General features: G+C 45.6%; 9 protein-coding genes. 3 read left to right on the top strand and 6 right to left on the bottom strand.

Annotated features, from left to right (window positions below):
* Positions 1 to 53 precede the first annotated feature (53 nt).
* From CWM22_11820 to CWM22_11840, 5 genes are all read right to left on the bottom strand, one after another.
* Entirely contained in the window at positions 54 to 1,295 is a 1,242-nt protein-coding gene (locus CWM22_11820) for an aminopeptidase (GenBank protein ID AUC92530.1), read from the bottom strand.
* A gap of 626 nt (positions 1,296 to 1,921) precedes the next feature.
* Positions 1,922 to 2,524, bottom strand: a complete 603-nt coding sequence (locus CWM22_11825) for a nitroreductase (GenBank protein ID AUC92531.1) — start codon at positions 2,522 to 2,524, stop codon at positions 1,922 to 1,924.
* Between the two features lie 143 nt (positions 2,525 to 2,667).
* On the bottom strand, positions 2,668 to 7,059 hold the full coding sequence (polC, locus tag CWM22_11830; GenBank protein ID AUC92532.1) for a PolC-type DNA polymerase III: 4,392 nt from the start codon (positions 7,057 to 7,059) through the stop codon (positions 2,668 to 2,670).
* Positions 7,060 to 7,175: 116 nt separating this feature from the next.
* Positions 7,176 to 8,165: a DhaKLM operon coactivator DhaQ gene (dhaK2, locus tag CWM22_11835; GenBank protein AUC92533.1), complete on the bottom strand. Its 990-nt coding sequence runs from the start codon at positions 8,163 to 8,165 to the stop codon at positions 7,176 to 7,178.
* Between the two features lie 10 nt (positions 8,166 to 8,175).
* Positions 8,176 to 8,721 (bottom strand): dihydroxyacetone kinase transcriptional activator DhaS, encoded by a 546-nt coding sequence (locus CWM22_11840; protein ID AUC92534.1) that lies wholly within the window; start codon positions 8,719 to 8,721, stop codon positions 8,176 to 8,178.
* Between the two features lie 144 nt (positions 8,722 to 8,865).
* Here CWM22_11840 and CWM22_11845 point away from each other — a divergent pair, with 144 nt between their 5' ends.
* Genes CWM22_11845 through CWM22_11855 form a run of 3 tightly spaced genes read left to right on the top strand, consistent with a single transcriptional unit; the run spans position 8,866 to position 10,812 of the window.
* Positions 8,866 to 9,855 carry a dihydroxyacetone kinase subunit DhaK gene (locus CWM22_11845; GenBank protein AUC92535.1) on the top strand — a complete coding sequence of 330 codons (990 nt, stop codon included), beginning with the start codon at positions 8,866 to 8,868 and terminating at the stop codon, positions 9,853 to 9,855.
* 37 nt (positions 9,856 to 9,892) lie between these two features.
* Positions 9,893 to 10,441 carry a dihydroxyacetone kinase subunit L gene (dhaL, locus tag CWM22_11850; GenBank protein ID AUC92536.1) on the top strand — a complete coding sequence of 183 codons (549 nt, stop codon included), beginning with the start codon at positions 9,893 to 9,895 and terminating at the stop codon, positions 10,439 to 10,441.
* A complete protein-coding gene (locus tag CWM22_11855) occupies positions 10,438 to 10,812 on the top strand; it encodes a PTS-dependent dihydroxyacetone kinase phosphotransferase subunit DhaM (GenBank protein AUC92537.1) in 375 nt (124 codons plus the stop codon). Before dhaL ends, CWM22_11855 begins: the two co-directional genes overlap by 4 nt.
* A 48-nt stretch (positions 10,813 to 10,860) precedes the next feature.
* On the opposite strand, the gene CWM22_11860 is transcribed toward CWM22_11855, so the two are convergent.
* Entirely contained in the window at positions 10,861 to 12,711 is a 1,851-nt protein-coding gene (locus CWM22_11860) for a proline--tRNA ligase (protein ID AUC92901.1), read from the bottom strand.
* Positions 12,712 to 12,894: the final 183 nt, after the last annotated feature.

The following is a 12,894-nucleotide window of genomic DNA, read 5'->3' on the forward strand; positions in this document are numbered from 1 at the left end:
GTTCCTCCTATTCTTACAAAATAAGACTGGTTGCCCAGTCTTATATAATATCATTAGATAGCCCACTCACCGTCACGGAAGATTGGTACACGGGTACCGTCTTCACGGATACCGTCAATGTTCATCTTGTTTGAACCAATCATGAAGTCCACGTGAACATCTGAGCGGTTGAGACCAGCTTCTTTGAGCTCTTCCTGGCTCATTTCTGTACCACCTTCGATAGAGAAGGCATAGGCTTGACCAATCGCCAAGTGGTTTGAGGCATTTTCGTCAAAGAGAGTATTGAAGAAAGTCACGCCTGATTGAGAGATTGGGCTCTTGTCTGGCACAAGGGCAACTTCACCGAGACCACGTGCACCAGCATTGTCAAAGACCAATTTCTTCATGACTTCATCGCCTTTTTCAGCTGTTACATCCACGATTTCACCATCTTTGAAGGTTACTTTAATACCTTCGATGATGTTACCATTGTAGCTGAGTGGTTTTGTAGACGTTACATAGCCGTCTGCTACACGGTAGTCAGGTGCTGTGAAGACCTCTTCTGTTGGCATGTTGGCAATAAAGTGTTCACCTTGGGCATTGACCGAACCAGCCGCTTCCCACAAGTGGTTTTTCGGCATACCGAGAACAAGGTCAGTTCCTGGTGCTGTGTAGTGCAATTTGACAAACTGCTCGTCGTTAAGAACCTTAGCCTTAGCCACCAAGCGTGCCTCGTGCTCTTCCCAAGCCTTGATTGGATCTTCTTCGTAGATACGGCAAGTCTTGAAGATTTGATCCCAAAGGAGGTCCACTGCCTCTTCGTCAGACGCTGCATTTGGAAAGACTTTTTTAGCCCATTCCAAACCAGAGGCTGCACCAAGTGTCCAACTAACCTTGTTAGCTTGCGTTGCTTGACGCATTGGCTGCAATGCTTGGCTGAGTGCACGAGCGTTGCGAGATAATTTCTCTGGATCCACACCGTCGTAAGCTCCTGGATCTTCAGACAAGACCACCAAACGGCTTGCCTTGCGCTCTAGGAGGTAGTTCATTTCAGTAACACGTTGTGGATGAACTTGTTCCAAGAGTTCCACATCAACATTGACCAAACGTTCACGCGCAATCACATCGTCCAACCAGTTGACCAAGACTTCCTTAGCACCGTGAGCATAAGCTTCTTTGACAATCAAACGAGCCAACTCAGCCTGATCTACTCCAATTGTCAATTGAATCGTGTGACCTGGTTGCACATTGATACCTGTTGAAACCAAAAGTTTAGCATATTTAGCGAGATTTTCTTTAAAATTTGGTAATACCATCTTTTTCTCCTTTGAAATGTAATACTAGATTATTGTATCATATTTTGAAGCTGGGCTGACAAAAAAACTTCCTGCTGATGCAGGAAGTTAGCTCTGGAAGATAGTTGAAGGTTGGAGATGAAACGAACGGAGTTCATGTCAACAAGCCGCATGCATAACTCAATACTCTCTTATTTCTAGGCATTGACTTGAAACAGTCCCCCAGATTGCTTGCACAGTTAATGGACTGTGCAAGGTGGGAGATAAAACTTGCGGAGCAAGTCGCTTTTGCAGAATCAGGCAAAGCGAGTTCAAACAATCCAGTGGAGTGAAACAGTTCGGGGAACTGTGTCAGCCTGAGCCTAAAAACGCAAAAGCGAGGTTGAAGTTGGAAATAAGGAAACGAAGTTTCCTCATCTGCCGACGTAATAAAGCAAACTGAAATAAATTATATATACTCAATGAAAATTGGAATCAGACTAGCTTCAACTATCTGGAAGATAGTTGAAGGTTGGAGATGAAACGAACGAAGTTCGTGTCAGCAATCCGAAGGTTGAACCCCGCTCCTCTCTTGTTTTAAGAGAGCAGGCTGTACTGAAGTACGCCAAAACGAGTTAACGACGTAATAAAGCAAACTGTAAACTTTACTAGTTACCAAAAACTTTTACACGGTCCCCATCCGCCATGTAGTCTTTGTCTGCTGCTGGCGCTGCGATGCTTCCGAATGGTGCTTGGGCACGGAGTTTCCAGTTAGCTGGGATACCGTATTTTTCAGCAACTTGTGCATCAACCAATGGGTTGTAGTGTTGTACGTTCATGCCGATGTTTTTCTCAGCGAAAGCCAACCATACTGCGTACAAGTTGATACCGTGAGCTTGCTCAGACCAGATTGGGAAGTTTTCAGCGTAAAGCGGGAAGCTCTCTTGCAAGCCTTTGACCACGTCTTGGTCTTCGAAGAACAAGATAGTACCAGCACCAGCTGCAAAGCTAGCCAAGCGACCTTTTGTAGCTTCAAAAGCTTCTGCAGGCGTTACTTTTTCCAATTCGCTGTAGGCAATTTCGTTCCAGAAAGCTTCTGACTCCGCACCAAAAAGTACCACTGCACGGCTAGATTGTGAGTTGAAAGCTGATGGAGATTCTTTCATGGCTTTCTCAACAAGTGCTACTACTTCTTCATTTGATACTGGCAAGTCTTTACCGAGTGCGTAGATTGAACGGCGAGTTTCTTGAAGTTTTGCAAAGTTTGACATATAGTTTCCTCTTTTCTTATTGTTACTACATAGTAGTTTTTATCACTATGTAGAGATTATATACCTATCAAAAACATTAGTCAAGAGTTTTGACTTCTTTTTATAAAAAAATTCACTGCTTCCAAAAGAAACAGTGAACAAGTTTAAAACAAATCATCAAAGAGACTGAGCTGATTATCCTCTGGCATTTTACCGAGAATACCCATCTCATCCATTTTTTCAACAAGAGTAGCCGACAGCCCTCCTCGTTTACGGAGCTCTGTCTTGGAGAGGAATTCTCCCTCTGCACGCGCCGCCACAACCTGCTTAGCAACGTTCTCCCCAAGGCCATCCATAGCAACAAATGGTGGGATGAGGGTATCATCTTCAATCAAGAAATCGGTCGCATGGGACTTGTAAAGGTCCAACTTACCAAACTTAAAGCCACGTTCCAGCATCTCATTGACCAACTCCAAAGTAGTGTAGAGGTCTTGCTCAACGTTTGAGGCTTCATTGTTCTTCTTCTTGAGAGCAATTTCTTCCATCTTGGCCTTGACTCGATCCAAGCCACCTGACATGGTTGCCAAATCAAAGGCCTTGGCACGAATAGAGAAATAAGCACAGTAATAGTAGATTGGGTGATGAACCTTGAAATAGGCTACCCGTAAAGCCATCATAACGTAAGCAGCCGCATGGGCTTTAGGGAACATGTACTTGATTTTCCCACAGGACTCGATGTACCAGTCTGGCACCTTGTTATCCTTCATGGCTTGAATGTAGCCATTTCGCTCTTCCTCGGAAATCTTGAGCCACATGCCCTTCCGCACCCGCTCCATGATGTTAAAGGCCATCTTAGGTGGTAAACCTGCGTGCATGAGATAAACCATGATATCATCCCGACAACCGATAACCGTAGATAGATCGGCAATTCCTGCCTTAATCAAGTCCTGGGCATTGCCCAACCATACGTCTGTACCGTGGGATAGACCAGACAACTGCAAGAGTTCCGCAAAGGTGGTCGGCTTGGTTTCCTCCACCATCCCCCGTACAAAGTTAGTTCCAAATTCAGGAATGCCCAACATACCTGTCGGCGTCCCAATCTGTTCTGGTGTAACACCTAGAATTTCCGTACCAGAGAAGAGGGCCATAACCCCTTTATCATCAGCAGGAATGGTCTGCGGATCGATACCTGATAAGTCCTGTAATTTCCGAACCATAGTCGGATCATCGTGGCCCAGGACATCGAGCTTCAAGACGTTTTCATCAATATCGTGGAAGTTAAAGTGGGTGGTCTGCCAGCTGGCTGTCACATCATCGGCAGGATACTGAACAGGTGTAAAGTCATAGACATCCATGTAGTCAGGGAATACGATAATTCCCCCTGGGTGCTGACCAGTCGTCCGTTTGACACCAGCCGCACCAGCAGCCAGGCGTTCTACTTCTACATCACGGTAGAATTTGCCATAATCCCGCTCATAGCCTCGGACAAAACCATAGGCAGTCTTAGCAGCTACCGTACCTACCGTTCCTGCACGGAAGGCATTTTCTTCACCGAAAATATCCCGAACATCCAAATGGGCAGACGGTTGGTCATCCCCTGAGAAGTTCAAGTCAATATCGGGAACCTTGTCTCCATCGAAACCAAGGAAGGTTTCAAAGGGAATGTCCTGACCATCTTTTTTATACTTGGTGCCACATTCTTCACAATCCTTGTCTGGTAGGTCAAAACCGGAACCATAGGAACCATCTGTGATAAATTCACTGTGTTGACAATTTGGACAGACATAGTGAGGAGGCATAGGGTTTACTTCGGTAATCCCAATCATGGTCGCAACGAAACTGGAGCCTACAGACCCCCGTGAACCCACCAGGTAGCCCCGCTCATTGGAACGGTGCACCAACATCTGCGACGCCAGATAAATCACGGCGAATCCATTACCCAGAATGGACGTCAATTCCTTCTCAATCCGCAGGTCGATAATATCTGGAAGAGGATTACCATAAATTTCAAAGGCTTTCTGATAGGTCAATTCCGCAACCGTTTCCTCGGCCTTCTCAATATAAGGCGTATAGAGGTCGGTCTTAACCACCTGAACATCTTCAAACCGGTCCAGCATGGCATTGGGATTGGTAATGACAATCTCACGCGCCAGGCTTTCGCCCAAGAAGGCAAACTCGTCCAACATCTCGCTGGTCGTTCTAAAGTGGGCTTTTGGCAGTGGTGCTGGCTGAGCGTTCTCACCATTTCCAATGGTCCAGTTAATCGGTGCCCCTTGACCTAGAGCACGAACAATGATTTCCCGGTAAATCTCTTCTTCTGGGTCAATGTAGTGGACATTTCCAGTCGCCAGAACAGGCAGACCTGCCCTACGTCCTACCTCAATCAACTGCTTGATAGTCTCTTCAATCTCTGCCATGTCCTTAAACTGCTCCTTGGCAATCATGGGAGCATAGAGGGCAGGTGGCATAACTTCGATAAAATTATAATAGGCTGCCGTTTTAACCGCTTCATCTATCCCTTTGGAGAGCAAGTCATCGAAGACCTCGCCCTCTTGACAGGCTGTTCCCAATATTAAACCCTCACGATGGGCATTGAGAACGGTCCGTGGAATACGTGGAACTCCCTCAAAATACTTGGTATTGGAAAGAGAAACCAGTTTGAACATATTTTTCAAACCAACCTGATTAATCACATAGAGCGTGGCATGCTTGACACGAGCCTTCTTATAGGAATCCTCCGCAATCAGCTCCGTGTTTAGCTGGTTGAGATTGGTCAAATTGTGCTTCTCCAAGGCATCTTTTAGGAAGATGAAGAGCAGGCGCCCTGTCGCCTCCGCATCGTAGTTGGCCATGTGGTGGTGTTCAAGAGCAACACCAAACCGCTTGGTGAGAGGACCTAAACCATGACGCTTAAAGTCGGGGTAAAGGTTACGAGCAAATTCCAAGGTATCAATGACAGGCTGGCTAATAATAGGTAAGCCTGCTCGTTCATAGTTGACATTCATAAAGCCAACGTCAAAGGTCGCGTTGTGGGCAACCATGACGGAATCTTGACAGAAATCTTGAAACTCACGCAGGACTTGTTCTAGAGGTTTAGAACCACGCACATGCTCATCTGTGATTCCTGTCAGATCTGTTGTAAATTGACTGAGCGGATGACCCGGATCGATAAACTCATCAAATTCTGCAATGATATTGCCCTTGTGCATCTTAGACGCCGCAATCTGAATCAGGGCATTATTGACCGCAGACAGACCGGTCGTTTCCACGTCAAAGACCACATAGGTCGCATCAGACAGGACTACATCTGCTTCGTTGTAAGCAATGGGCACAGAGTCCTCGACAATATTAGCCTCCATCCCGAAGAGGGGCTTAATCCCAGCTTTACGGGCAGCATGATAGCCATGAGGGAAGGACTGGACATTGCCGTGGTCGGTAATCGCTACCGCCTTGTGTCCCCAAGCCGCCGCACGTGCCACCAAGTCCTCAACGGCAGGCAGGGCATCCATGGTAGACATGTTGGTATGGGCATGAAACTCAACCCGCTTCTCACCTTCAGGCATGAGATCTTTGCGGATTTCCTTCTTGACCTCTTGGACTTCCTGTACGTTCATAGTCAAATCACGAGTGAAATTATTGGTTTCCACATTTCCACGTACCCGCAACCAGTTGCCCTTTTTGACCATATCAAACTTCTGGGCCTCTTCCTCATTCTTAGCCCACTTCTGCAAGGTGAAGGACGAAGTATAGTCGGTCATCTTAAAGTTGATAATGACCCGCCCCGTCTTGGTCGTCTTCTGCTCGACCTCAAAGACCAATCCCTCAAAGACAATCCGATTCTCTTCGCTATCCACCTCAATCATAGGCGTAATCTCAGCCTTTTCGATATTGACCTTGGCAGGACGATTTTTCTTATATTCTGGGACAAATGGCTGAGCTGCCTCTGGTGGTGGCGCCATTTGAGCCAGTTGTTCAAGGGCCGCCAAGTTTTCTTCATTAGCCTGCTGGTAAATTTCTTCATTTTGCGCATGGAAAGCCGCAGCCTGCTGCTGCGTCATCTCCTGGCAAACTTCAATGTCCACCGCAAGATTGCCAAAACCAAATCGCTTGTATTGTTCCACAAGGTTTGGCAGGTGATTCTTCCGAAAATGAATCGTATCAATGGTTTCAGGACCTTTTATCCACAAAACACCATCTCTATAAGCCACCTCTAATGGCTGAAAAAGAGCCTTGAAGCCTGCACTCTGGCACAAATCTTCCGTAAAAGCTTCTGGATAATATGCTTCTACCAAACCAGCTTCAAAAGCCTCCGCATCGCTGACAATAGAAAATTGAATCTTATTGCCCACCTTTTCAAACTCCGTCGCCAAACGAGCCTTGAAGAGTTGATAGTCCATGAGCGGCAAGGGGGTTTCAAAACGGAAGGTAAATTCCCAAAGTTTGCTGACCTTGTGCAAGACTACTTTCTCAATCGTTGCAGTCGAAAAAGCCCCTGATTGTTGTGCATCAAGAGGCATTCCGATTTGTTGTAGCAAGAGTTGAAACTTATCTGACATACTTATTTCCTTTGTAGTTCGTTAGAAACATTTTACCATAAATAGAGGAAAATTTCTTGGGAGAGAGAAAAAACCTCTTCGGCATTCCAAAAGAGGTTCATCATTTGATACTTAACTTACCAAGCCGCAGCTTCTGTCGGTGCTTCTAAAAAGTCCAGCCATTTTCGATCCTTGACACGACAGAGGGTGACAGAAATTCCTCCCATATCAAGACTGGTCATAAATTTACCTATTTTAATATAGGAAAGCTGTAAACCTTCTAGCTCTAGAAATTGGCAAATGTCATTCAAAAAGATTCCTTGCTCAATCTCCGACATAGAACCAAGATTATTGACCAAAAGAATATACTCCTCGCCCTCCTTCCAACGGAATTTTAATTTTAATTTGTTCACAATTTCGTTGGCTAACTGCTCAGAGGATTCAAAACGAACGGTCCGATAGCCTTCTTCTCCATGGATACCGATGCCGTAAGATATTTGTCCCTCCTCCAAATCAAACAAAGGCAGGGCAGCATTGGGCAAATAGGCCGACTTGGTTGCAAAACCGATGGTCGCAATCTCTGTTGCCAGAGACAGTCCCAGCTGTTCCAATTCATCTAAGCTATAGCCAGTAAGGGCAGCAGCTCCTAATATCTTATGAAGTAGAATGGTCCCTGCAAGCCCCCTATGCCGCATACGGAAATTATTCTTAGTATCGACCGAAATATCGTCATGGGATACGATGTACTTGACTGCAATCCCCTCCTGCCGAGCCAATTCGATAGCTTTTCTAAAAGAGACAAGGTCTGCCTCAAAGTTTTTTACAATCAGAAAAACTCCCTTGCCCTTATCTACTGCACGAATGGCTACCAAGACTTCTTCAGCGGTTGGGGGCGTAAATATTTCACCATATACTGCAGCAGTCAACATACCCTTTCCGACAAATCCAATATGTGCCGGTTCGTGCCCCGAACCACCTCCTGAAATAATTGGAACTAAATGGTCATCCTGCACTTTCTGAAGCACAATCGGAAGCCCCTTCACTTTCTTCACTTTAGGATTGGTTCGACAGAAACCATCCAAATAATCTTCAATAATTGTTGCCTGTCTATTTCTAATAAACACCATACATTAACTCCTACAAAATCAAAAACGACTCGCGAACAAGAGCCACCATTTGCTTCCAATAACCGTGAATCTGACAAGGCGACTGCATCAGTCCTTCCTTTATCAGTCCAATCCAAGCATTAGCATGATAGAGAATCAAAAAATGCTTATCCTGTTGGGAAATCATTTTACCCTCCTGGAGCTGGTACTCGTTGATAATTTTCTCCATCAAAACCATAAAGTAGCCTTCTAAATAGCTGACAAAATCATTTTGCCCCTTAATCTCAAAGAGTTGCCTATAGAAAGATTGGTTACTCTCGATGTAGTACAAGAGCTCATCCAGAAGCTTGATTCCACTAATATAGGTCAGATTGTCAGTTACCTGCTCCTGCAATTCTGTCTCAAATATCCAGTCCAGCGACTCATACTTGTCTAAAAAATGGTTGTAAAAGGTTTGACGACGAATCCCTGCTTCCTGCATGATGTCGACAACTGAGATTTTATCAAAGGATTTTTGGGATAGCTGTTTTTTAAAAGCCTTTGCAATCCTTTTCTTTGTAATCAACGAGGTTGGCATATGTCACTTCCTTTCGCTTCCTCTCCATTATACCCTATCATGCTTTTCTTTGGAACAAAAGGGACACTTTGGACAATCTGTCCCTTCCTTTTTTCTTTTGGACAATGTAAAATGAAAACGCAAACAAAACAAAGGAGTTTTCTCATGAAAAAAATTATCAATCAACCCGAACATGTCGTTGATGAAATGTTAAAAGGACTTGTCTTTATGCACCAAGGTCTTGTCGATCGTATCGATGGATTTGATGTGATTATCCGCAAGGCTGAAAAAACTGGTAAAGTCGGCATCATCTCAGGAGGGGGCTCTGGTCACGAACCTTCTCATGCAGGCTTTGTCGGCAAGGGCATGTTGTCCGCCGCTGTATGTGGCGCAGTATTTACCTCACCAACACCAGACCAAATCTTGGAAGCCATCAAGGCTGCTGACGAGGGAGCTGGCGTCTTTATGGTCATCAAAAACTACTCTGGCGACATCATGAACTTTGAGATGGCACAAGAATTGGCGGAAATGGAGGGCATCGAAGTGGCCAGTGTCATCGTGGACGATGACATCGCTGTGGAAAATAGTCTCTATACCCAAGGCCGTCGTGGTGTAGCTGGTACCATCCTTGTCCACAAGATTCTCGGTCACGCTGCAGAAACTGGCAAATCCCTAGCAGAAATCAAGGAACTGGCTGACCGTCTCGTCCCACAAATCAAGACTATCGGCTTAGCCCTATCAGGTGCTACGGTACCAGAAGTGGGCAAACCAGGCTTCGTCCTTGAAGAGGATGAATTTGAATACGGTGTCGGTATCCATGGTGAACCTGGCTATAAGAAAGAAAAACTCCAACCATCTGCTAAATTGGCTGAAGAATTGGTTGAGAAATTGGCAGAAGGCTTTGATATTCAAGATGGCGGGCACTATGGTGTCCTTATCAACGGTCTCGGCGCAACCCCTCTCATGGAACAATATGTCTTTGCCAACGACGTTGCTCAATTGCTGGCTAAAAAAGGTGTGGTCGTTGACTACAAGAAAATCGGTAACTACATGACATCAATTGATATGGCTGGACTGTCATTGACCTTAATCAAACTAGAAGACCCAAGCTGGATTGACGCTTTGCAGGCCCCTGTTGAAGTGGTAGCTTGGTAGGAGAAAGACTATGGATGCAAAATAAGCATTGCTCTGGATGGAGACATTCAACAAAAAAATTCAAGAAAACAAAGATTATTTGAGCGAACTCGATTCTCCAATCGGAGATGGAGATCACGGGGGCAACATGGCGCGCGGAATGGCTGCCGTCATGCAGGAGCTATCTGAAAAAGACTACGAGAGTGCTGACCAAGTCTTTAAGGTGGTTGCCATGCAACTTCTCAGCAAGGTTGGCGGTGCTTCCGGTCCTCTCTACGGCTCTGCCTTTATGGGTATTACTAAAGCCAGTCAAGCTGGTGCTGATTTGGCAGACACGCTTCAAGCAGGTTTGGAGATGATCCAAAAACGCGGCAAGGCTGAATTGGGCGAGAAAACCATGGTAGACGTGTGGATTCCCGTCATTGCTGCCCTAAGAGAAAGCCAGCTGACAACGGAAATTATCCATAAAGCCGTTCAAGGGACAAAGGATATTGTTGCGACCAAGGGACGCGCGTCCTATGTTGGAGAAAGGTCTATTGGACACATTGATCCAGGCTCTTTCTCATCTGGACTTCTCTTTGAAGCAATGTTGGAGGCAGGACTATGACAAAGGTTGGTATCTTACTCGTATCCCATTCAAAAAATTTGGCCCAGGGAATCATCGACCTAGTATCTGAAGTCGCAAAAGATATTCCCATCACCTACTGTGGCGGACTAGAAGATGGTAGCATCGGTACTAGCTTTGAAATCGTACAAGAGCGAATTGAGGCAACCCCTGCTGATACCCTCCTTGCCTTTTTCGACTTAGGTAGCGCCCGAATGAACATGGAACTTGCTGCCGATTTTACAGACAAACAAATTCTAATCCAAACCGTACCAGTCGTCGAAGGTTGCTATACTGCCGCAGCTCTCTTACAGGCTGGAGCTGACTTGGAGACTATTCTTGAACAATTACAAGAGCTTGAAATCAAAAAATAAATACAAATTTAAAAGCCGAGGTATAAAAACTTCGGCTTTTTGTAATTACTAATTCAAAATATTAAGAGTTTCAAGGAGTTGGTCCACATGAACTTCTACAGTATCACCTGTGCCCTTGATTTTCACTTCGACGATGCCATCAGCTGCTTTTTTACCAACAGTCACACGGATTGGCAAGCCAATCAAGTCACTGTCAGAAAACTTAACGCCGATACGCTCATTACGGTCGTCAGTTAATACTTCATAGCCTGCACCAACCAAACTTGCTTCGATAGACTGAGTCAAGGCCATAGCTTCTTCGTCCTTAACATTGACTGGAATCAAATGCACATCAAACGGAGCCAATTCTTTAGGGAAGTTGATTCCCCAGGCGTAACGGTATTCACCTTTTGGTGTCTTGTTAACAAAGAGGCGAGCGTGTTGCTCAAGAACGGCTGACAAGAGGCGGCTAACACCGATTCCGTAGCATCCCATGATAATCGGCATAGAACGACCATTCTCATCCAAGATGTTGGCATTCATGCTGTCTGAATAGCGTGTACCGAGTTTGAAGATGTGACCAATCTCGATACCACGGGCAAAGTTGAGAACCCCGTGTCCATCTGGAGAAGGTTCGCCTTCCTTGACTTCACGAATATCCACATACTCAGTCACTTGGAAATCACGTCCCGCATTGGCACCTGTGTAGTGGAAACCGTCTTCGTTGGCACCGACAACAGCATTTTTCACATCTTGCACCTTGCGGTCTGCAATAATCTTGATGTTTTCTGGCAAGCCGACTGGTCCAAGGGAACCAAAACCTGCACCGAAGATGTTTTCAGCATCCGCTGGGCTAGCAGCATCAAAGAAATCTGCTCCGAGGTGGTTTTTCAATTTGACATCGTTCACTTGGTCATTGCCAACAAGGAGGGCAACAACTGGCTCACCGTCTGCCATAAAGAGCATGGTTTTGATGGTTTGCTCTTCCGCAACATTCAAGAAGGCAGCAACTTCGTCGATGGTTTTGGCATCTGGCGTCGCTACTTTAACCAAGTCTTCTTCGACAACAACTGCTGTACTTGGTTTGTATTCGCTAGTCGCCATTTCTAGGTTTGCAGCGTAGCCTGATTCGCTAGAGTAGGCGATGGTATCTTCACCAGACACAGACCATGCCAAGAGTTCTTCCTTGATTGCTTCAAGAACGTCCTCTGGGATTTCTTCAAAAGAAGCAACCGACTTGTCCAAGACAACCCAACGGTCCAGGTCAGTACGGTCTGGTGTAATAGCCATAAACTCCTGGCTGTCCTTACCGCCCATGGCACCACCGTCACCGATGATAGCTTTGAACTCCAAGCCTGCACGAGTGAAGATTGCCTCGTAAGCCGCCTTGTAGTCATCATAGGTCTGGTCCAAGCTCTCATAACTAGCATGGAAGCTGTAACCATCTTTCATGATGAACTCGCGACCACGGAGAAGACCGTTACGAGGGCGTTTTTCATCACGATACTTAGATTGGATTTGGTAGATGTTGAGCGGCAACTGTTTGTAAGACTGGACCGCATCACGCGCCAAAAGAGTCACCGTTTCTTCGTGAGTTGGTCCCAAGATAAAGTCAGAACCTTCGCGGTTTTTGAGCTTGTAAAGATCGTCGCCATATGTTTCGTAACGACCTGACTCACGCCAAATGTCCGCTGACAAGAGAGCTGGAGCCAAAAATTCAATAGCATCAATCTTATCAAACTCCTCACGCATGATATTTTTTGCTTTTTCAATCACACGGTTAGCCAATGGCAAGTAGCTGTAAATACCAGCAGAAATCTGACGGACATAACCCGCACGTAACATCAAAGCGTGGCTAATCACCGACGCATCCGAAGGCATCTCCCGCAAAGTAGGGATAATCATTTTAGACTGTTTCATGTTGATGATACAGAGAGCGACCAAAAAGCGACTGAATTTTAGGAAACGACCTGAAATCCTGATTTCAGAAGTCGTTTATCTAAATTCCGAGCTTTTCGCTCGAGTTCAAATATGAAAACTCTCTGTTCCTTTCTTTTTCTTAGTTTTCAGAACATCCTGCATTTAGCACGCATTCAGTTCCTT

The organism is Streptococcus suis (assembly GCA_002831545.1).
In the GTDB taxonomy this organism is placed as follows: Bacteria; Bacillota; Bacilli; order Lactobacillales; family Streptococcaceae; genus Streptococcus; species Streptococcus suis_P.